Annotated in this window: 17 protein-coding genes; 5 read left to right on the forward strand and 12 right to left on the reverse strand. The window is 67.2% G+C overall.

All coding sequences use genetic code 11. The annotated features are described in order from the left end of the window. Positions 1 to 79 precede the first annotated feature (79 nt). Positions 80 to 883, forward strand: coding sequence for a MerR family transcriptional regulator (locus KKR91_RS14565; protein WP_210227728.1), 804 nt, complete (start codon positions 80 to 82; stop codon positions 881 to 883). A gap of 34 nt (positions 884 to 917) precedes the next feature. Here the strand turns inward: KKR91_RS14565 and KKR91_RS14570 are convergent, their stop codons facing one another. The 11 genes from KKR91_RS14570 to KKR91_RS14620 form a co-directional block, all read right to left on the reverse strand. Next, the gene (locus KKR91_RS14570) at positions 918 to 1,766 is read right to left on the reverse strand and encodes a 3-hydroxyacyl-CoA dehydrogenase family protein (RefSeq protein WP_210227726.1); all 849 of its coding nucleotides are present in this window, start codon (positions 1,764 to 1,766) and stop codon (positions 918 to 920) included. Then, positions 1,763 to 2,518: an enoyl-CoA hydratase/isomerase family protein gene (locus tag KKR91_RS14575; protein WP_210227725.1), complete on the reverse strand. Its 756-nt coding sequence runs from the start codon at positions 2,516 to 2,518 to the stop codon at positions 1,763 to 1,765. The genes KKR91_RS14570 and KKR91_RS14575 overlap by 4 nt, the downstream gene beginning before the upstream one ends. After that, the gene (locus KKR91_RS14580; protein ID WP_210227724.1) at positions 2,519 to 3,730 is read right to left on the reverse strand and encodes a thiolase family protein; all 1,212 of its coding nucleotides are present in this window, start codon (positions 3,728 to 3,730) and stop codon (positions 2,519 to 2,521) included. A 565-nt stretch (positions 3,731 to 4,295) separates the two neighbouring features. Continuing rightward, the gene (locus KKR91_RS14585; RefSeq protein WP_210227723.1) at positions 4,296 to 5,021 is read right to left on the reverse strand and encodes a CPBP family intramembrane glutamic endopeptidase; all 726 of its coding nucleotides are present in this window, start codon (positions 5,019 to 5,021) and stop codon (positions 4,296 to 4,298) included. 11 nt (positions 5,022 to 5,032) lie between these two features. Next, positions 5,033 to 5,908: an NAD(P)H-hydrate dehydratase gene (locus tag KKR91_RS14590; RefSeq protein WP_210227722.1), complete on the reverse strand. Its 876-nt coding sequence runs from the start codon at positions 5,906 to 5,908 to the stop codon at positions 5,033 to 5,035. Next, a complete protein-coding gene (locus tag KKR91_RS14595) occupies positions 5,892 to 6,638 on the reverse strand; it encodes a histidine phosphatase family protein (protein WP_210227721.1) in 747 nt (248 codons plus the stop codon). Before KKR91_RS14595 ends, KKR91_RS14590 begins: the two co-directional genes overlap by 17 nt. A gap of 881 nt (positions 6,639 to 7,519) precedes the next feature. Beyond that, positions 7,520 to 8,749 carry an MFS transporter gene (locus KKR91_RS14600; RefSeq protein WP_210227720.1) on the reverse strand — a complete coding sequence of 410 codons (1,230 nt, stop codon included), beginning with the start codon at positions 8,747 to 8,749 and terminating at the stop codon, positions 7,520 to 7,522. Positions 8,750 to 8,788: 39 nt separating this feature from the next. Beyond that, positions 8,789 to 9,634 carry a respiratory nitrate reductase subunit gamma gene (narI, locus tag KKR91_RS14605; RefSeq protein WP_210227719.1) on the reverse strand — a complete coding sequence of 282 codons (846 nt, stop codon included), beginning with the start codon at positions 9,632 to 9,634 and terminating at the stop codon, positions 8,789 to 8,791. After that, a complete protein-coding gene (narJ, locus tag KKR91_RS14610; protein WP_210227718.1) occupies positions 9,631 to 10,329 on the reverse strand; it encodes a nitrate reductase molybdenum cofactor assembly chaperone in 699 nt (232 codons plus the stop codon). The genes narI and narJ overlap by 4 nt, the downstream gene beginning before the upstream one ends. Then, positions 10,326 to 12,164 carry a nitrate reductase subunit beta gene (gene narH / locus KKR91_RS14615; protein WP_210227717.1) on the reverse strand — a complete coding sequence of 613 codons (1,839 nt, stop codon included), beginning with the start codon at positions 12,162 to 12,164 and terminating at the stop codon, positions 10,326 to 10,328. The genes narJ and narH overlap by 4 nt, the downstream gene beginning before the upstream one ends. Continuing rightward, complete coding sequence (locus KKR91_RS14620; protein WP_210227715.1) at positions 12,164 to 15,895, reverse strand: nitrate reductase subunit alpha; 3,732 nt, start codon at positions 15,893 to 15,895, stop codon at positions 12,164 to 12,166. The genes narH and KKR91_RS14620 overlap by 1 nt, the downstream gene beginning before the upstream one ends. A 98-nt stretch (positions 15,896 to 15,993) precedes the next feature. Here KKR91_RS14620 and KKR91_RS14625 point away from each other — a divergent pair, with 98 nt between their 5' ends. The 3 genes from KKR91_RS14625 (at position 15,994) to KKR91_RS14635 (ending at position 19,062) form a co-directional block, all read left to right on the forward strand. Beyond that, positions 15,994 to 16,947 (forward strand): 1,4-dihydroxy-2-naphthoyl-CoA synthase, encoded by a 954-nt coding sequence (locus tag KKR91_RS14625; protein WP_210227713.1) that lies wholly within the window; start codon positions 15,994 to 15,996, stop codon positions 16,945 to 16,947. Positions 16,948 to 16,955: 8 nt separating this feature from the next. Continuing rightward, the gene (locus tag KKR91_RS14630) at positions 16,956 to 18,098 is read left to right on the forward strand and encodes an AMP-binding protein (RefSeq protein ID WP_210227712.1); all 1,143 of its coding nucleotides are present in this window, start codon (positions 16,956 to 16,958) and stop codon (positions 18,096 to 18,098) included. Positions 18,099 to 18,177: 79 nt separating this feature from the next. Further along, complete coding sequence (locus KKR91_RS14635) at positions 18,178 to 19,062, forward strand: 1,4-dihydroxy-2-naphthoate polyprenyltransferase (protein ID WP_210227711.1); 885 nt, start codon at positions 18,178 to 18,180, stop codon at positions 19,060 to 19,062. Positions 19,063 to 19,103: 41 nt separating this feature from the next. Here the strand turns inward: KKR91_RS14635 and KKR91_RS14640 are convergent, their stop codons facing one another. Then, entirely contained in the window at positions 19,104 to 19,412 is a 309-nt protein-coding gene (locus KKR91_RS14640; RefSeq protein WP_210227710.1) for a DUF4229 domain-containing protein, read from the reverse strand. Between the two features lie 119 nt (positions 19,413 to 19,531). On the opposite strand from KKR91_RS14640, the gene KKR91_RS14645 reads away from it, so the two are divergent. Further along, entirely contained in the window at positions 19,532 to 19,912 is a 381-nt protein-coding gene (locus tag KKR91_RS14645; RefSeq protein WP_210227709.1) for a PLD nuclease N-terminal domain-containing protein, read from the forward strand. Positions 19,913 to 20,077 lie beyond the last annotated feature (165 nt).

Here is a 20,077-nt window from a genome sequence, read left to right on the forward strand (position 1 = left end):
CCCGGACTCTACGGGACGTGGCGGAAAATCTCTGGGTGATACTTGACCCTGACACTGTGGCAGACGGGAGAACTGAAGCATGTTATCCATCGGGGCGTTCGCGCAGATCGGCCAGGTTACCCATCGCATGCTTCGGCACTGGGATACCTCCGGGCTGCTCGTTCCCGCCCATGTTGATGAGTTCAGCGGCTACCGCTCCTATGACCCGTCCCAGCTCGAACGGCTGCATCGGATCGTTGCCCTCCGCCACCTCGGCTTCGGGCTCGAGGACATCGCCGCCATGCTTGAATCCGGTGTTGATGCACAGCGTCTTGCCCTGATGCTGCGGATCCGGCGTGCGGAGGTCGAGGACGAGCAGCGGACGGCAACCGTACGGCTCATCGATGTGGAACGAAGGCTCCACCTCATCGAAAAGGAAAAAGCCATGCCACAGATCGAAATCGTCCAGAAGTCGCTCCCCGCTCTCCGTCTGGTTGCTCTCAGCGCCGTAGTCTCGGAACAGCCCGAGGTTCCCGGCGTCGTCGGGCCATTGTTCGACAGCGTTGCCCGCGCGTTGAAATCCACCGGCGCACCGATGGACACCCCGGTAGCGCAGTATGAGATGGGCGAAGACGGGATGCGGATCGTCGCCGGCTATGCGTGCTCCGGGCAACTGCCCGACGGCGTGGAGGCCATCAACCTTCCGCCCGTTCCGACGGCGGTCTGCGGCGTCCATCTGGGCACCATGGAGCACATCGCCGAGAGTTGGCAGGCGGTCCACGCCGAGATCTTTGCCCGCGGCTTGGTTCCCTCGGGACCCTGCCGGGAGCTGTACGTCCGCGCTGTCTCTGATGACCAAGCAGACTGGGTCACCGAGCTGCAGCAGCCCGTCGCGCCGGCTTAGGCGCCCCTCCGGGCGGTAGGGCAGGGAATCCGGTTTACTTCCAGTCGAAGAAGCCCGTGCCGGTTTTGCGGCCGAGCTCGCCGCGGGCCACTTTGTCACGCAGGATCCGCGGCGGCTCGAACCGCGGGCCCAGCGTGGCGGCCAGGTATTCGGCAATGCCCAGCCGGACATCCAGGCCCACGATGTCAGTGGTCCGCAGCGGGCCGGTGGGGTGCTTGTAGCCCAGGACCATGGCGGCATCGATGTCCTCCGCCGAGGCCACGCCCTCCTCGACCATCCGCATGGCCTCCAGGGCAATGGCGACGCCCAGCCGGGAACTGGCAAAGCCGGGGGCATCGTTCACGACGACGGGTGTCTTGCCCAGGTCCTGGGTCCAGGTCCGGGCAGCCCCGGCGAGTTCTTCGGAAGTTTGCTTGCCCAGGACCACTTCGATCAGATCCGAGGCCGGCACCGGGTTGAAGAAGTGCAGGCCGCAGAAACGCTCCGGCCGTTGGAGTTTCTCCGCAAGTTCCGAGACCGAAAGCGAGGAAGTGTTCGAGGCCAGCCAGGCGTCCGGGGCCAGCTGCTCCTCCACAGCAACCAGTGCGGCAGCCTTGAGGGCAAAGTCCTCAGGAACGGCTTCGACCACGAGTCCGGCCGGGGCGAAATCGGCATAATCGGTGGAGACGCTCAGCCTGGACAGCAGAACCTCCAGCGGTTCCGTGACGGTTCCACGCTCCACGCTCTTGGCGAGGTTGGCGGCCACACGCTCGTAGGCGGCGGCAGCGGCGTCGTCGTCGCGCTCCACCACCACCACGGTGGCTCCGGCGGTGCAGAAGGCATGGGCGATTCCCGCGCCCATCCGGCCGCCGCCGAGGACTCCGACGTTGGAAGGAACTGTCATTTCTTTTTCCTCTCGAGGAAGGCGTCCATGCGGTCGAACTTGGCGGAGGATTCGAAGAGGATCCCCTGCGCCAGGGTGTCAATGACGGGGTGTGCTGCCGCGGGAGCGGCGAACACGGCCTTGGTGAGGCGCACGGCCAGCGGATCCTGGCGGCCGATCAGGTCCGCAAGGGCGTCAGCGGCGGCCAGCAGCTGTTCGGGTTCGACGATTTCGGTGACCAGGTGCACGGCCAGGGCTTCCTCACCGGTGAGGATGCGCCCGGCAAGCAGGATGTCCTTGGCCAGCGGCTCGCCCACCAGTTCCTTGAGCCGCCAGGTGGCGCCCGCGGCGGCCATGATGCCGAGCGAGGTTTCAGGGTTGCCGATTTTCAGCCGCGGAGTGCCGATGCGGAAGTCGGCGGCGAAGGCCAGCTCCGCTCCCCCGCCCAGGGCGTAGCCGTCCAGGGCGGCGATGACGGGCATCGGCAGCTGCGCGATCCGCGAGAAGACGGTCGAATTGATGCCGCGCAGGGCGTCGTCGCGGCGGCGTTCGCGCAACTGGCCAATGTCCGCGCCGGAGGCGAAGACGCCGTTACTGCCGGCCAGGATCAGGATCCGCGGGTTTTCCTCCAGATCGGCGCAGAGCAGGTGCAGCTCCTGAACCATGGCGGAGTCGATGGCGTTGCGGACCTCGGGGCGGTTCAGGACGGCGGTGACGCGGCCTTCGCCTTCGGTGACCTGCAGGGTGGTGAAGGAGCTGTAGTCGACGCCCACTTAGACGGCCTCGATCAGCATCGCGGTGCCCTGGCCGACGCCCACGCACATGGTGGCGATGCCGCGGGAGGCGCCCTCACGTTCCATCCGGTTCAGCAGGGTGATGGCGATCCGGGAACCGGAGGAGCCCAGCGGGTGCCCCAGGGCGATGGCGCCGCCGTCGTTGTTCACAATGTCCTCGTTCACGCCCAGGCGGCGGATGCAGGCCAGTGACTGGGTGGCGAAGGCCTCGTTGAGTTCAAAGGCGCCGACGTCGGCCAGCTTGACGCCGCTGCGGGCCAGTACTTTCTGGGTGGCCGGGACCGGACCGATGCCCATGATTTCCGGCGGCACTCCGGCGGAGGCGCCGTCGACAATCCGGGCGCGGGCGGTGAGGCCGTATTCACGGATCGCCCGTTCCGAGGCGACGATGATGGCGGAGGCGCCGTCGTTCAGGGAGCTGGCGTTGCCGGCGGTGACGATGCCGCCGGGCTTGACCACCGGGCGCAGCTTGCCCAGGACCTCGGCGGTGGTGCCCGCGCGGGGACCTTCGTCGGCGTCGACCACGGTGTCGCCCTTGCGGCCCGGGACAGTGACCGGAACGATCTCGTCCTTGAACCGGCCGGCGGCAATGGCAGCCAGGGCGTTCTCATGCGAGCGGACGGCGAAGGCATCGGCATCCTCGCGGGAGATGCCGTCCACAGCGGCCAGTTCCTCGGCCGTTTCCGGCATCGAGTAGGTCATCTTGCCGTCGCGGGCGAGCTCCCCGGTGGTGAACCGTTCGTTCACAAAGCGCCAGCCGATGGAGGTATCGAAGGTCTGCCCGGGCTTGGCGAAGGCCTTGGTGGGCTTTTCGGTGACCCAGGGGGCGCGGCTCATGGATTCGGTGCCGCCGGCAATAACAATGTCGGCCGCACCGGACTTGATCATGTGCGAGGCCATGATGATGGCCGAGAGTCCCGAGGCGCAGAGCCGGTTCACGGTGATTCCGGGAACGTCCGAGGGGAAGCCGGCCAGCAGGGCCGCCATCCGGGCCACGTTGCGGTTTTCCTCGCCGGCACCGTTGGCGTTGCCCAGGATCACTTCGTCGACGACGGCGGGATCCAGTCCCTCGCGCGCCACGAGTTCCTGCAGCGTCAGTGCCGCCAGGTCATCGGGGCGGACGCTGGAGAGCGCTCCTCCATATCGGCCTACCGGAGTCCGTACTCCGCCCACCAGAAACGCTTCAGCCATGTCTGCTCCCGTGCTCGCTTGCCTGCCGGCCGCGGTTGCCCGCCTGCCCGTGCCGGATTTACCGACCAATCGTTCTGTAAACAATCGCAGAACGCGGCAGGCCGGTCAAACAGGTGACGGCGCATTGAGGCCGGTGCTGCTTCTTGGGGCTGGGGCCGGCACGTGCCCGCATCCCGTCCCGCCTCCCCGGGCTGAGTGTTGAGATCATGCCTGGTAACGGGTCGATGCCGCCGAGAACGGGTATCGACAGTGCAGCTCCGGCGGGTAACCCGGAGGATCACGCATCGAGAGTGCAGCTCCGGCGGGTGAAATACGGGATTGGCCACCATATCTGCGCTCTCGATCCACGAGTTCAGCCGAATCCCGCCAGAGCTGCACACTCAGTGATATGGACATGCCGATTGTCGGGCTCGCGTTCGAACCCCCTGCCGATTGTCGGGCTCGCGCCGGAATAACCGCGCGCGAACGGCATTTTCCCTACTCTCGGAGAGCAGCCCAGGGTTTTCCATCGAGGGGGCGGGTCCGGCGGTTACATGCCGCCGATTCACAAGCAGGCGAAACGGCTTCAGCCCAACAGCTCCGCAGGAATGGCATAGGTCAGCAGCACGGCCAGCAGGTTCTTCGCGGCGTGGACCGCATAGGAGAGGATGAAGTTCTTCCCCGCCCAGACGTAGATCCCCACGAGCACCGCACCCATGGCCAGGTACGGCATCAGCACCGGCAGTGCCAGCGCCTCCTTGCCCGCGACATGGATGCCGGCGAACAAGACCACGGAAATGGCGCAGCAGGCCCAGATGTTCAGGTATCTGCTGAGCTTGCCGATAAGCAGGTGGCGGAAGATGTACTCCTCGACAAACGGAGCGATCACCACCAGCAGGGGGATGATCAGCAGCGGCGGCAGGGACACCACCAGACCCTGCACCGCTTCCTGGTTCACCGCGGTTTCGGGCGGTCCGGAAACCAGCACGGCGACGGCGGTCAGCAGCAGCATGGCAAACACGCCGCCGGGAATGATGGCCAGGGTCAGCCACGGGCGGGTGGCCAGGATCCGGGCCTCCCGCACCGCAAAGCGCCAGGAGGCCCAGACCGCCAGCGCGCCGGCGCAGAGGTAGAAGACCAGGTTCACCACGTAGCCGGCCAGCAGCGGATCGGGAATCAGCCGGGTCAGCCCGGGGATGCCCAGACCCGGGGCGTAGCTGAAGATCAGGACAAACACCACGTAGAAGCCGGCCGCGAAACCGTCCCGTCGGCTGAAGGTGTAGGGCAGGGGCGCGATCGCAGCCCGGTTCATACTCGCCACCGCTAGACCGTCAGCTCCGCCATCACGCGCGGCATCGCGTCCAGCAGCTCCCCGGCCAGGAAACTCAGCGGACCCTGCGCCGCGGCCAGCCGGTCTCCGGCCGTGGAGTGCAGATAGGTTCCCCAGCAGGCAGCCTGTTCCGGGCTGGCCTGACGGGCCAGGAAACCGCCAATCGCACCGGCCAGGACATCCCCGCTGCCGGACGTGCCGAGCCCGGCGTTGCCGGCCGGCACCTCCCAGAGGCGGCCGTCCGGAGCCGCGATCAGCCCTTGGACGGCGACTACGGCCTGGTACTTGGCTGCAATGTCCGCAGCGGCGTGCGCCAGATCCAGTTCCGCGTCCGGATCCTTTTCCAGCAACCGGGCAGCTTCCTTCCGGTTCGGTGTCAACACCAGGCGCCCGGCCCACGGCCCATAGACCTCCGGCAGCCCGGGCAGCACGCCCAGCGCGTAGGCGTCCAGCACCACGGCAGCGATATCGTTCAGCAGCGGAGCGATGCCGCGCAGCAGCTGCCTGGTCGAATCGGCGTCGTCCAGCCCCGGACCGATGACGACGACGTCGGCCGTTTCCAGATCGGTACCCAGAGCCTGCGGGGCCCGCTTCCCGGAGATCACGCCGTCGTCCTCCGGCAGGGCCACGGCCCCCGATTCCGGCACGGCCACCGCGACGGCAACGGCGACGGACTCCGTGACGGCGAGGGTCAGCCGCCCCGCCCCGACCCGGAGGGCGGCCCGCCCGGTGAGCATGGCAGCCCCCGGTGAGCGCCGGGCACCGCCGACCACCACAACGGTGCCGCGGTCCGATTTGTCCGAGGCCTCGCGGTTCACCTGCCAGGCCTTCAGCAGTGCCGGCGTGATGGCTTCAGCGGGGGTGGACATGGTCTTCATCTCCTGCATGCTCGGTAACGGGTGCTCCGCCGGAAGACAGATGGTCTACGGCGTTGAAACTTTCCATGCTCCAGCGTCCGACCCCGCCCGGCCTCACCAAACGGGTAATGGAAGCGTTGCGGACGCTGGTGCTCGCGGCAATGTCCAGCAGCTCCTGCTCATCGAGGCGTTCGCAGACGTAGCGGATCAGCAGGATGACCGCGTCGTGGCAGACGATGGCCACCCGCTTGCCGTCTTCCTCCTCATCCAGGTCGCGGAGGACCGAGCGCAGCCGGAGGGCCACGTCGGCCCAGGATTCCCCGCCCGGCGGACGGTAGGCGAACTTGCCCAGCCAGCTGCGCCGTCGTGCCTCCTCCGGGAACCGGGCTTCGACGCCGGTGGAGGTCAGGAGGTCCAGGATGCCCAGCTCCCGGTCGCGCAGTCGTTCGTCCAGGCGAATGTCCTGTGGCGTGCCCGGGTCCTGCATGGTGGTGAGTTCGGCGGTCTGCCGGGCCCGCCGGTACGGGGAGCACCACACGGAATCCGGGTGCTGGTCCGGCGGCAGGTTTGCCAGCCAGCGGCCCAGTGCCCGGGCCTGCTGAACCCCGGCATCGCTAAGCGGGACATCGGGATCGCGTAGGCCGACATCTATGACTTCGGCTCCGGAGCGCTGGGCGTGCGTCGCGGCAACGTTGCCGGCACTTTCGCCATGGCGGATGAGGATCAGCTCGATTGCACCCATCCTCAGACTCTACCCGGCGGCAAATCACCATCGAAGGGACCAGCCCGGTTGGGGCGCCGGCAACCGGCCAACAGGCGGTTGAACCACCCGTGAAATAGCGTGAATTATGCGGCAGAATTCGCATTCTGCACCCTCTGCGCATACGGCAAATCCACTTCCTGCACAACCCAAAGAATGTTGGATTGGTTTTCGGAATTGCTTGATTTGCAGCAGCCGATTGTGTTTAGGCTCATTAATGGAAACCTCATTGAGAGAAAGCGCAACTGACGTAGCCGGTCCTTCCAATTCACCGCGGCGCCGGGGCAACAGCTCGGGTTTTCGGGCCGGCTGGACCCTACTGGCCTGTTCGGCGGCTCTTGCTCTGTCATCCTGTTCGGCAGGAGAGACCGGGAGCGCCGAAGGCGGCAGCGCCAGCAGCGCAGATTCTTCCAGTTCCTCCAATTCACCCGCGACGCCTGCGCCTGCCACAAACGCCGCCCCGCCGGCGCCATTCCCCACGGGATCTGCGGTTGAAATGTCGGAACTGATTGAGCCCGCACCACCCCGCGGGAAAGACAATAATCCCACGGCGGCACGCGCCCTCCTTTCGGTGAAAGGTACAGGTGCCGGCGCCCATGCAGTTTCGGGCACATTGGAGCCCGGGGAAGCCCTGAGTATGTCCGCGTCCTGCTCGCCTGGCAGTCAGATAACCATCAGGCTCAACAATCCTCAGGGTGGTTCGACCATCCCCTGTGACAACCCCACCGGGTCCAGGCTCACCAGCAAATTCGCCGCTGAGGCAGTCGGAGATATGACGGTCACTGTGGAAACCGCCGATGCCGGTCCCTACTGGGTCGTTGCATGGGCCCACCCGCAGGAGTGACAGGCGCTGGTCCGCCCTCTCAGGTCCGGGTCCGCTCATCCACCTTGCCGCCGTTGCGCACGGTAAAGGTCAGCAGCAGCGCGACGGCGGCAAAGGCCGCGAGCAGCATCAATCCGACAAAATAGCTGCGGTTCGCCGGATCGTAGGTGGCGCCCATGACCAGCGGCGGAAAATAGCCGCCCAGCCCGCCGGCTGCGGCGATGATCCCGCCGATGGTCCCTACGTCCTGCGCCGGAGCGGCACGGCCCACCCAGGCAAACACCCCGCCGGTGCCCAGGCCCAGGAACAACGCCATCAGGATGAACGCGGTTCCGTACACCCGCTCCTCCTCGGGCCGCAGTGCGACAATCACGGCCAGCACCACCGTTCCGGCCAGGGAGGCCAGGGTGACCAGTTTCGGGCCCACCTTGTCGGCGATGGTGCCGCCGATTGGGCGGGCGATGACCGCTGCCACCGCGAACCCGGCGGTCCGGGTGCCGGCCGCCGTCGCGTCGTAGTCGTAGACGTTGCCCAGATAGGTGGGCAGGTAGTTCGAGAAGGCCACGAAGGCACCGAACACCACGCCGTACAGGAAGCACAGCTGCCATGTGACCCGGAGAGTGAAGGCGTGGGTGATCTTGGGCAGCACCGGCGCGGTCGGCGCCGACCAGGCCGGAGACTCGCGCAGGATCAGCCAGCTCAGCAGCGCCATGGCGGCCACGACGACGGCGATGGTGATGTGGGTGCCCATGTAGCCCACCGCGTTGACCAGCCGCGGGGTGAAAAACGCCGACACCGCGGTTCCCACCATGCCGGCCCCGAAGACTCCGGTGGCGAAGCCCTTGCGGCTGCGGTCATACCAGGCCGAGCAGAAGGGAATGCCGATGGCGAACACGGTGCCGGCAATGCCCAGGAAGAACGCGATCACCACCAGGAACGGAAAGTTCTCCAGCTGCCCCACAATTCCGGTGAGCAGCACCAGCGGAGCCGTTACCCCCAGGATCACGGTGAACATGATCCGGCCGCCGTACCGGTCGGTCAGCGCTCCGACGGGGATCCGCGCCACGGATCCCACCAGGATGGGCATGGCTACCAGGATCGAGGTCTGCCCGGCACCCAGCTCCATGCCTGCGGCGTACCGGCTGGAGAGCGGCCCGATGATGGTCCAGGCCCAGAACCCCACGGTGGAGGCGATGGTGGCGACGATCAGGTTGCGCAGCTGACCCGATTTGAGGTCGGCTGCGGCCGGGGGCGGCGTTGCGGCTGACATGGCGGTCCTTCCCTGGGGCGGTACGAGTCGCGGATGGGTTCAGGCGCGCGGAGTGCCTTTGCGGTCGCGGTCCGGTGTTCCCACCGGGGCCCAGCTCCCACGGGGTGTCGGAGCCCCTGCAGCGGGCCGCTTCCCCCGTGAGCGGTACACGATGTAGGGGCGGAACAGGTACTGCAGCGGCGCCGTGAATGCGTGGACCAGCCGGGTGAACGGCCAGAGGGCAAACAGGGCCAGCCCCCAGAGGGTGTGGATCTTGAAGGACAGGGACGCGGCCGTCATCCCCGCGATGTCCGGGGAGAAGATAAAGATGGAGCGGAACCACGGAGCAACGGTGTCCCGGTAGTTCACGATCCCGTGGTCAAACACCGAGAACACCGTGGTGGCCAGCCCGGCAAGGATCGCGGCTACCAGGAAGATGTACATGACCTTGTCATTGACGGTGGTGGCCATGAAGACCGGCCCGGTGGTGCGCCGCCGGTAGATCAGCAGCACGATGCCGACGAGGGTGGCGAAGCCGGCGATGGAGCCGATGCTGAGGGCGAAGAAATGGTAACGGTCCTCGTTGATGCCCACGGCGTCCATCCAGGACTTGGGGATCACCAGCCCGATGAAGTGGCCCACGATGACCGCCAGGATTCCGAAGTGGAACAGCGGCGAGGCAATGCGCAGCAGCCGGGATTCGTACAGCTGGGAGGAACGGGTGGTCCAGCCGAACTGGTCATAGCGGTACCGCCAGATCGACCCGAGGATCAGCACGGCGATCACCACGTACGGCAGCACGCCCCACAGCATCACGTCGGCCAGCCCCACCTCTACGTTGGCCGGCGGCGGAACGTCCAAAGGAACCTCCCGGGGAACATCAAGGGGAACAACCAGCGCTCTCATGGGGAGTTCCTTTCATGCACCGGCAGCAGCCGTGAGCTGTAGGGTTCCAGGCCCACCGTTTCGGTGGGCGGGCCGTAACCGGCTGTCTGCATGACGGTCTGCCGGTCCTCCGACGAGACCCCGGGCAGGGTGGAGCAGACCAGGGCGAGCACTCCGGCATAGGGCAGGCCGTCATCACGCAGGGCCAGGCGGAGCAGCTCCAGCGAGGGCCGGTAGCGCTGCAGCAGCTCGTAACCGTCTTCCGGGGAGACCCTCGCGGCGAACTCCAGCACCAGCGGCAGGTAATCGGGCAGCTCCGAGCCCTCGGGCAGGGCTCCATGCGCCCGGTACACCTCCTTAAAGGCTGCGAGCGCCTCGCCCCGGCGGCGGGTATCGCCGTCCGTCCAGTAGGTCAGGTGCAGGCTGTGCCGCTTGGACAGGTCGAACTCCTGCACATACGACGATTGGAGCTCCGGCAACGGGTTAGCGGTGAGTTGGGTGAACAGTTCCTCGACCGGCCCGGCGTCCGCACCGGCCTCGGCGAGCGCGGCCCGCATCGACGGAACCACGCGCACAAGCTGTTCATCCGGATACTCCAGCAGCAGCCCCGCGGCCTGCCGGACGACGGCGCTGCGCCGCGGATCGGTGTCGCGGTACGGCTCCGGCTCGTAGGTGCCCTTTCCGGGTTTGCCGAGCAGTCTCTCCAGCAGGCTCACGGCCGCCCCGCTCCGCCCGGGCCACGGCCTGGCTCACCCGGGTCCCCGCCCGGGTCCGGCCCGCCGGTGTCCTGCCTGCCAGTGTCCTGCCTGCCTGGGCCCGACGCCGGTCCGTCCCCTTCGGCCTGGTCATACCCGGCGCCCTTGCCCTCACCTGCGTCCGGGTCCGGTGCCCCGCGGTTGTTGTTCGCCGGAAACAGTCCCTTGGGCGCGCCCCGGCCGTCCCAGTTGAGCAGGTTCACCCGCCCGCCCAGGTCACCGTTGCCGGTGGGATCCTCGCCGCGCTGCCGTGCCTGCAGGGCCGCGAAGTTCTCCACTGCCACCGGGGTGGGGCGTCCGGATGCTTCACCGAAGACACCGGTCTGGCCCATCCCCGGGCCGCCCTCCACATCCAGCGAGCAGCCGATCTCCTCCAGGTTGTGCGCATCCTCCAGATGGGCGCTGGGAATGACGTAGCGCTCCTCGTATTTGGCCACCGCCATCAGCCGGTACATCGCCACGATCTGTGCCCCGGTCATCCCGACGTCGGCAGCGATCCGCTCATCGGGTGCGTCGCCAAGGGTGATGTCCCGCATGTAGGCGCGCATGGCGGCGAGCTTGCGCAGCACCCCGGTGACCAGGTCGGTGTCTCCGGCGGTGAAGATCTCCGCCAGGTATTCCACCGGGATCCGCAGTGCCTCGATGGCGCCGAAGAGATTGTCCGCGCTCTCGCCGTCGTGCCCCTGTTCCTGGAGGACATCCACGATCGGGGACAGCGGCGGCACGTACCAGACCATCGGCATGGTCCGGTATTCGGGGTGCAGCGGCAGGGCCACCCGCAACTCCTTGGCCAGGGCGTAAACCGGAGAGCGCCGGGCGGCGTCCAGCCAGTCCTCCGGAATGCCTTCGGCGCGGGCGGCCGCGATCACCGCCGGGTCGTTGGGATCCATCATCAGGTCCAGCTGCGCCTCGTAGAGGTCCTGCTCGTTGGGGACGGAGGCAGCGGCGGTGACCCGGTCGGCGTCGTACAGGAAAATCCCGATGTAGCGCAGCCGGCCCACGCAGGTTTCCGCGCAGACAGTCGGCAGGCCCACCTCGATCCGCGGATAGCAGAACGTGCACTTCTCCGCCTTGCCGGAGCGGTGGTTGAAGTACATCTTCTTGTACGGGCAGCCGGTGACGCACTGCCGCCAGCCGCGGCAGCGGTCCTGGTCCACCAGCACAATGCCGTCCTCTTCCCGCTTGTAGATGGCACCGGAGGGGCAGGAGGCCATGCAGGAGGGATTCAGGCAGTGCTCGCAGATCCGGGGCAGGTAGAACATGAAGGTGGAATCGAACTCCAGCTTCACCTTCTCCTCGGCGTCCCGGCGCATCTTCTCCAGCACCGGGTCCTGCTGCCCGGACCGTTCCGAGCCGCCGAGGCTGTCATCCCAGTTCGCGGACCATTCGATTTTCATATCCTCGCCGGTGATCAGGGACTTGGGTTTGGCCACCGGAAAGTCGTTGCCCGCAGGGGCGTTGATGAGGTTCTCGTAGTCGTAGGTCCACGGCTCGTAATAGTCGTTCAGCTCCGGCTGGACCGGACTCGCGAAGATCCCGAAAAGCTTGGCCAGCCGCCCGCCGGCCTTCAGCTTGAGCTTGCCGCGGCTGTTCAGCTCCCAGCCGCCCTTCCATTTCTCCTGGTCCTCGTACCGGCGCGGATAGCCCTGCCCGGGGCGGGTCTCCACGTTGTTGAACCAGACGTATTCCGTACCCGCCCGGTTGGTCCACGCCTGTTTGCAGGTCACCGAACAGGTGTGGCAGCCAATGCACTTATCCAGCGCCATCACCATTGCTGTCTGGGCCATGATCCGCATCAGTAGACCACCTTCTGGGAACGCTTGCGGACCACCGTGACAATGTCGCGCTGGTTGCCTGTGGGGCCGAGGTAATTGAACGCCCACGACAGCTGGGCGTAGCCGCCGATCATGTGCGTGGGTTTGACCAGGATGCGGGTCACCGAGTTGTGGATACCCCCGCGCCGTCCGGTTGCTTCGGACTTCGGGGTGTCGATGATCCGCTCCTGCGCGTGGTGCACGTACAGGACACCGGCAGGCATCCGGCTGCTGACGATCGCCCGGCCCACCAGCACCCCGTTTGTGGAAACGCATTCCACCCAGTCGTTGTCGTTGACCTCGATCAGCGCGGCGTCCTGGGTGCTCATCCACACCGCGGTTCCGCCACGTGAGAGCGAGAGCATCAGCAGGTTGTCCTGGTACTCGGAGTGGATGGACCACTTGTTGTGCGGGGTCAGGTAGCGCACCGCCACGGAGAGTTCGCCACGGGTGCCCAGCGCCGGTTCGCCGAACAGCCGGTGCATGTCCAGCGGCGGCCGGTAGATGGGCAGGGCCTCCCCCATGTCCTGCATCCAGTCATGGTCCAGGAAGAAGTGCATCCGTCCGGTCAGGGTGTGGAAGGGCTTGAGCCGTTCAATGTTGATGGTGAACGGGGCATAGCGCCGGCCGCCGGTCTCGGAGCCGGACCATTCCGGCGAGGTGATCACCGGCGTCGGCCGGTCCTGGGTGTCGCGGAAGGTGATCTGCTTGTCCTCCGCCCCCTCGGCCAGATCCGCCAGCGGCACGCCGGTGCGTTTCTCCAGGGTCTTGAAGCCCTGCACGGCCAGCGCACCGTTGGTGGTGCCGGAGAGCATCAGGATCGCCTCGGCCATCCGCGCGTCGGTGTCCACCGCCGGACGTCCCGCGGCGGCGCCGCTGTCGAAGACCCCGTGCTTGCGGGCCAGCGCCTCCAGCGGTTTGGCCACGTCGTATTTCACGTACTTGGTGGTCAGTCCCAGCTTGTCCGCCAGCGGTCCGACGGCGACGAATTTCTCCCCGATCGCCGTGTAGTCCCGTTCCACGATCTTCAGATCGGGCAGGTTTTTTCCTGGCACGGCGGGGATATCCGTCCCTTTCCAGTCCGGGGCGTGGCCGCCGGGCTGGGCGATCTCGCCGGGTGTGTCGTGGGTCAGGGCGGTGGCCACCAGGTCCTGGCGCACGCCCAGGTGGGTGACGGCCTGGCGGGAGAACTCCTCGGCCAGCAGGCGGAACAGGTCATAGTCCGTCTTGGCCTCCCAGGGCGGCGCGATGGCCGGCGTGAACGCATGCACGTAGGGGTGCATATCGGTGGAGGACAGGTCGTATTTCTCGTACCAGGTGGCTGCCGGGAACACGACGTCGGAGAGCAGGGTGGAACTGGTCATCCGGAAATCCGCCGACACCAGCAGGTCCAGCTTGCCCTGCGGGGCGTTGTCCCGCCACACGACGTCGGCGGGCCGGGATTCGCCGTGGTCCGCCCCCATCACGTTGTTCAGCGTGCCCAGCAGGTGCTTCTGGAAATACTCCTCGCCCTTGGCCGAGGAGCCCAGCAGGTTCGAGCGCCACAGGACCAGGGTCCGCGGCCAGTTTTCCGGCGCATCCACATCCTCGATGGCGAACCGCAGCCGCCCGTCCTTGAGCCGCCGGGCCACCCAGGAGGCCTCGTCGTCGGCCTCGCCGCGGGACACCCCGGCAATGGCTTCATCAGCCACGTCCAGCGAGTTTTTCGCGTCGAACTGCGGATAGAACGGCATCCAGCCCATCCGGGTGGACTTCGCGATGACATCCGCCGTGTGCATTCCGCGCAGATGCCCCTGCGCCAGCGGGGACTGCATGGAATCGGAGGAATAGCCGTCGGAACGGAACTGGTCGGTATGCATGTACCAAAAGGCCGTCCCGATCATGAACCGCGGGGGCCGGTTCCAGTCTCCGGCCGAGGCCATCGCCGCCCAGCCGGTGATCGGGCGGCACTTTTCCTGGCCCACATAATGCGCCCAGCCGCCGCCGTTGCGTCCCTGGCAGCCGGTCAGCATCAGCATCGCCAGGATCGCACGGTAGGTGACGTCCCCGTGGTACCACTGACAGATGCCGGCGCCGAGGATGATCATGGACCGGCCGTTCGACTTTTCGGCGTTGGCCGCGAATTCCCGGGCGGTGCGGATCACCGCTTCGGGCGAGACATTGGTGATTTCCTGCTGCCAGGCCGGGGTGTAGGGGGTTTGCGCGTCGTCGTACCCCGTTGCCCACTCCCCCGGCAGCTCCCCGGGAACCAGGCCCGGCCGCGCCACCCCGTACTGGGCGAGCATCAGGTCAAAAACTGTGGTCACGGTCCGCCCGGCAACGGTGGTCACCGGCACGCCGCGGCGCATGACCGAGCCGACGCCGGTGGGATCGGTGAAGGCGGGCAGGTCGACCCTCGCGGTCTGCTGCTCCCAGCAGGACGCGTCGGCGATGGACAGGGCCGGCACCACACCCTGCAGGTCAAGGTTCCACTTGCCGGCGTCGTCGTCGTTGTACCGAAAGCCCACCGAACCGTTGGGCACCACCGGGGTGCCGGCGTCGCGGTCCAGCAGCACCGTCTTGAAGGCCGCATCGGAGGCCTTGGCCTCGCCGCCGCCGAGGTCAGCGGCGGTCAGGAACTTGCCCGGCACCACGGTGCCGTCCGTGCGGGATTCCAGGGCAACCAGGAACGGCAGGTCGGTGTACTGCCGGACGTAATCCTCGAAGAACGGCACCCGCCGGTCCACGAAGTTCTCCTTCAGGATCACGTGGCCCATCGCCATCGCCAGGGCCCCGTCGGACCCCGCCTGCGCCGGCAGCCACTCGTCGGCAAACTTGGTGTTGTCGGCGTAGTCCGGGCTGACCGAGACCACCTTCGTGCCCCGGTAGCGGCCCTCCACCATCCAGTGCGCGTCAGGGGTGCGGGTGACCGGAATGTTCGAGCCCCACATCATCAGATACGTTGCGTCCCACCAGTCCCCCGATTCGGGCACGTCGGTCTGGTCACCGAAGACCTGCGGGCTGGCCACGGGCAGATCCGCGTACCAGTCGTAGAAGCTGTTCATCACCCCGCCGATCAGGTTGATGAACCGGGCACCGGCCGCGTGGGAGACCATGGACATGGCCGGAATCGGGGAGAAGCCGGTGCAGCGGTCCGGGCCGTAGTTCTTCACCGTGGAGACGTGCGCGGCGGCGGTCATCTCCAGCGCCTCGGCCCAGCTGGAGCGCACCAGCCCGCCCTTGCCGCGGGCCCGCTGGTAGCTGCGGCGCCGGACGGGGTCGTTGATGATGGATTCCCAGGCGAGCACCGGGTCGCCGGTTTCACGCTTCGCGGCCCGGTACATTTCCAGCAGCACCCCGCGGATGTAGGGGTAGCGGACCCGGGTGGGTGAATAGGTGTACCAGGAGAACGCGGCCCCGCGGGGGCAGCCGCGGGGTTCGTATTCGGGGCGGTCCGGACCGACCGTCGGATAGTCGGTCTCCTGCGCTTCCCAGGTGATGATCCCGTCCTTGACGTACACCTTCCAGGAGCAGGACCCGGTGCAGTTCACCCCATGGGTGGACCGGACCACCTTGTCGTGGCTCCACCGGTTCCGGTAAAAGGAATCGCCTTTCCGGCCGCCTTCGCGGAACACCGCCCGCCCGTCGGCGGTCTCATCCCAGCGGCTGAAAAACCGGCCGAGCTTGAGCAGAGCATCGGATGCGGGGCCATCAATCCCCGGGGAGACAGACATGCTGCCAAGGTAAACGTTGACAGGGGCGCCGGGACAGGGTTCACGGGCAAAAGACCGTCCGGGCGGCCGGTTTGGGGTGGAGCGATAAACTCGAAACCGTGAGCATAGAACTTCCAGAACAGGTGTCCGATATTTTCGACCCGCAGCAGTGGCGTCTTGTCTCCGGGTTTGAGGACCTGCAGGACATGACCTACCACCGTCAGGTGGAGCGCGCGGCCGACGGCGGCATCGTGCGCGATTTGCCGACGGTACGCATCGCGTTCAACCGTCCGGAAGTCCGCAACGCGTTCCGGCCGGGCACCGTGGACGAGCTGTACCGGGCCATGGACCACGCCCGGATGACCCCCGACGTCGCCACCGTCCTGCTCACCGGCAACGGCCCCTCCGCCAAGGACGGCGGGCATTCCTTCTGCTCCGGCGGCGACCAGCGGATCCGCGGCCGCGACGGCTACCGCTATGCGGAGGGGGAAACCCGCGAAACCATCGATCCGGCCCGGGCCGGGCGGCTGCACATCCTGGAGGTGCAGCGCCTGATGCGGACCATGCCCAAGGTGGTTATCGCCGTCGTCAATGGTTGGGCCGCCGGCGGCGGGCACAGCCTGCACGTGGTCTCGGACCTGACCATCGCCTCCCGCCAGCACGGCAAGTTCAAGCAGACCGATGCCACGGTGGGCAGTTTCGACGCCGGCTACGGGTCAGCGCTGCTGGCCCGGCAGATCGGGCAGAAAAAGGCCCGCGAGATCTTCTTCCTCGCCCGGGAATACTCCGCCGAGGACATGGTGGCCATGGGCGCCGTGAACGAGGCAGTGGACCACGAGAACCTGGAGAAGGTGGCGCTGGAATACGCCGCGGACATCGCCCGGCAGTCCCCGCAGGCCATCCGGATGCTGAAATTCGCCTTCAACCTGGCCGACGACGGCCTGGCCGGCCAGCAGGTCTTCGCCGGCGAAGCGACCCGGCTGGCCTACATGACGGACGAAGCGGTGGAGGGCAAGGAAGCCTTCCTCGAAAAACGGGACCCCGACTGGTCCTCCTTCCCCTACTACTTCTAGGCCTTTAGATGGAACTGCTGACCGTCCACACCCCCGCCGGCTTCAACGCCGAGGAACTGCTGGCCCCGCTGGCCGCAGCCCTCGCCGGTGAAGGCCCCGCGGTGGCACCGCATGCCGACCCGCACCAGGGCTTCCCCGGCGAACTGCCCAACGACGACATAGCCCTGGTCATCAGCACCTCCGGCTCCACCGGCACCCCGAAGCAGACGATGCTCAGCACCGATGCCCTCGCCGCTTCCTCCATGGCCACCGCCATGGCGCTGCAGGCGGACGGCCAGTGGCTGATGGCCCTGCCGGCGCATTACATAGCCGGCGTCCAGGTGCTGATCCGGTCGCTCTACGCAGGAACCCAGCCGGTCTTCATGGACACCTCCGGATCCTTCAGCGCTGCGCGCTTCACCGCCGCGGCGGCGGACATGACGGACCGGAACCGTTTCACCTCCCTGGTGCCCACCCAGCTGCACCGGCTCCTGACTAACCCCGAGCCTGAGACGGTGCGCGTGCTGCGCCGCTTCAACGCGATCCTGCTGGGCGGCGCGCCCGCCGGCGCCGGGCTGCTCGCCGATGCCGCGGCCCTGGGCATCAACGTGGTCACCACCTACGGGATGAGTGAAACCTGCGGCGGCTGCGTGTACGACGGCGTCCCCCTGCCGGGCGTCGATGTCACCGTCGAGTCCGGGGCACTGTGGATCGCCGGGGACATCCTCGCGGACGGCTACATGGGCCAGCCGGAGCTGACCGCCGACCGCTTCCGCTTCAACTCCGGCAAGCGCTGGTTCCGCACGGATGACACGGGCAGCGTGGCCGATGGGCGGGTCAGTGTCTCGGGACGGTTGGACGACGTCATTGTCAGCGGCGGCATCAAGATCTCCGCCGCTGCCGTCTCCGCCGCGATTGAACAGCTGCCGGAGGTCTCCGAGGCCCTGGTCCTGGGCGTGGACGACCTGGAGTGGGGCGCAGTGGTGGGCGCCGCCGTCGTCGGCTCCGTGGACCCGGAAAAGGTGAAGGATATCGTCCGCAGCGTGCTCGGCGGGCCCGCGGTGCCCAAGGTGGTGCTGCTGCTGGAGGCCCTGCCGCTGCTGCCCAACGGCAAAACCGACCGGGTAGGGCTCCGCCGCCTGCTGGCAGCCGCGGGTCATACCCACCCCTGAGCGCCGCACTTTCACGCCGCTCAGGCTGCGGGAGAATAGATCGTTAGAGAACCATGACTAAGACAAGAGGACGTTGATTGTGGCTACAGCCGCGCAGTGGTTAGAAGGAGCCCGCCCCCGCACTCTGCCGATGGCGGTGGCGCCGGTGCTTATCGGTACGGCGGCAGCCTACGACCTGGGATCCTTCAAGCCCCTGAACGCAGTGCTGGCGGCCGTGGTGGCGGTGCTGCTGCAGGTGGGCGTCAACTACGCCAATGACTACTCCGACGGGATCCGCGGAACGGACGACAACCGGGTGGGCCCGCTGCGGCTGACCGGGTCCAGGGCCGCGAGCCCCGAACAGGTCAAATACGCCGCGTTCGGCTGCTTCGGGGCTGCCATGGCCGCTGGCCTGGCCCTGATCATCCTGTCCTCGAGCTGGTTCCTGATCCTGGTGGGCGTTGGCTGCATCGCGGCGGCCTGGGGCTACACCGGAGGCCGGAACCCGTACGGCTACATGGGCCTGGGCGACGTATTCGTGTTTGTGTTCTTCGGGCTGGTGGCCACTCTGGGCACCACGTACACCCAGGCCGGACAGGTCAGCGTTCCCGCGCTGATCGGCGCGGTGGGGACCGGGCTGATTGCCATGGCCCTGCTGATGGCCAACAACGTCCGGGACATTCCCACCGACCGTGAGGCCGGTAAACGCACCCTGGCCGTGCGGCTGGGCGACGAAGCCGCGCGCATCAGCTACGTCATGATGCTCGCGCTGGCGATCCTGCTGCCGCTTTTCCTGGCCGCTGACTACCCGTGGGTCCTGCTGGTGCTGCTGCTGCTGCCGGCCTGCCTGATGCCCAGCTGGCTCATGCTCAAGGGGAAGAAACGCCGCAGCCTGATCCCGGTGCTGAAGCAGACCGGCCTGATCAACCTGGGCTTTGCCGTGCTGTTCAGCCTCGGCCTGGTGCTGACCCGGCTGCTCGCCTAAGGCCTGCCGGGCCACCGGCGACAAGCACGTCCCGCGGGGGCCTACTTTTCGCGGGGCTTGCGGTCGTTGTCGATGGTGACGTTGGGGTGGGCGTCGAGCATGCTGTCCTCGGCACCGGCGTCGTCCAGTTCCACCTTGTTGCGCGAGGGCGGGTTGTCGCCGTGGAAGCGCTTCTGCACGTTCCGGGCGGCAGCATCGCGCATGTCGCGGAAGAACAGGTACGTGACGCACCAGGCGAGGATGGCTCCGACAATCGCCGAGAGCACCAGGCCCAGGCCCAGCCAGACACATGCTGCGAAGAAGACGGCCACCAAACCAAGGCGGAGAGCGGTAAATTTCCAGAAAGCCACAGCCCTATTCTAGTGTCTGCCTCCGCTCCGGCCGACTCCCTGCAGCAGCCGCGGCGGCCCGACCCGCCCGAGCCGGGTCCGGCAGGTGCGCCCGTGCCCGGCTCCCCTACAATTGATTCATGCCTCGCCTCGTGCTTTTCGGTGTCATCATCGTCGCCGCTGTCATTATTTATGCCCTCATCGACTGCATTATGTCCCGGGCCCAGGAAGTGCGGAGCATCTCGAAGATCGCCTGGCTGGCCACGATCATCCTGCTCCCGGTCCTCGGTGCCCTGCTCTGGTTCCTCTTCGGCCGGCCCATGCGCGGCCCGGAGCCGAAGAACCGCCAGCCCCGGCATCCCACAGCGCCCGACGACGATCCGGAGTTCCTGCGGAACCTCGAGATCCGCCGGCGGCAGCAGGCCAAGGAGGCCGAGCTCAAGCGCCGCGAAGCCGAGCTGCGCGAGCGGGAGAAGCAGTCCGGCCATAAGAAGAACGACGACGAGAAGCCCAGCGCCTAACCGTCCCGAATCCGTTCAGATCCCAAGCCCCGCCTTCCGGTCTCCGGAAGGCGGGGGTTTTTGTGGGGGCACCGGAACCCGGCCCTGCGCCGAGGGGGTCGGGATCATGCCCAAACCCTGCGCCGGGTGTCGGGATCATGCCCCGGCCCTGCGCCGGGTGTCGGG

It is taken from the genome of Arthrobacter jiangjiafuii, from assembly GCF_018622995.1.
GTDB classification, from domain to species: Bacteria; Actinomycetota; Actinomycetes; order Actinomycetales; family Micrococcaceae; genus Arthrobacter_B; species Arthrobacter_B jiangjiafuii.

Excerpts from the sequence above, each read along its gene's own strand:
- KKR91_RS14565 (WP_210227728.1), top strand. The coding sequence starts at position 80 with ATGTTATCCATCGGGGCGTTCGCGCAGATCGGCCAGGTTACCCATCGC.
- KKR91_RS14570 (WP_210227726.1), bottom strand. The coding sequence starts at position 1,766 with ATGACAGTTCCTTCCAACGTCGGAGTCCTCGGCGGCGGCCGGATGGGC.
- KKR91_RS14580 (WP_210227724.1), bottom strand. The coding sequence starts at position 3,730 with ATGGCTGAAGCGTTTCTGGTGGGCGGAGTACGGACTCCGGTAGGCCGA.
- KKR91_RS14585 (WP_210227723.1), bottom strand. The coding sequence starts at position 5,021 with ATGAACCGGGCTGCGATCGCGCCCCTGCCCTACACCTTCAGCCGACGG.
- KKR91_RS14590 (WP_210227722.1), bottom strand. The coding sequence starts at position 5,908 with ATGTCCACCCCCGCTGAAGCCATCACGCCGGCACTGCTGAAGGCCTGG.
- KKR91_RS14595 (WP_210227721.1), bottom strand. The coding sequence starts at position 6,638 with ATGGGTGCAATCGAGCTGATCCTCATCCGCCATGGCGAAAGTGCCGGC.
- KKR91_RS14600 (WP_210227720.1), bottom strand. The coding sequence starts at position 8,749 with ATGTCAGCCGCAACGCCGCCCCCGGCCGCAGCCGACCTCAAATCGGGT.
- narI (WP_210227719.1), bottom strand. The coding sequence starts at position 9,634 with ATGAGAGCGCTGGTTGTTCCCCTTGATGTTCCCCGGGAGGTTCCTTTG.
- narH (WP_210227717.1), bottom strand. The coding sequence starts at position 12,164 with ATGCGGATCATGGCCCAGACAGCAATGGTGATGGCGCTGGATAAGTGC.
- KKR91_RS14620 (WP_210227715.1), bottom strand. The coding sequence starts at position 15,895 with ATGTCTGTCTCCCCGGGGATTGATGGCCCCGCATCCGATGCTCTGCTC.
- KKR91_RS14630 (WP_210227712.1), top strand. The coding sequence starts at position 16,956 with ATGGAACTGCTGACCGTCCACACCCCCGCCGGCTTCAACGCCGAGGAA.
- KKR91_RS14645 (WP_210227709.1), top strand. The coding sequence starts at position 19,532 with ATGCCTCGCCTCGTGCTTTTCGGTGTCATCATCGTCGCCGCTGTCATT.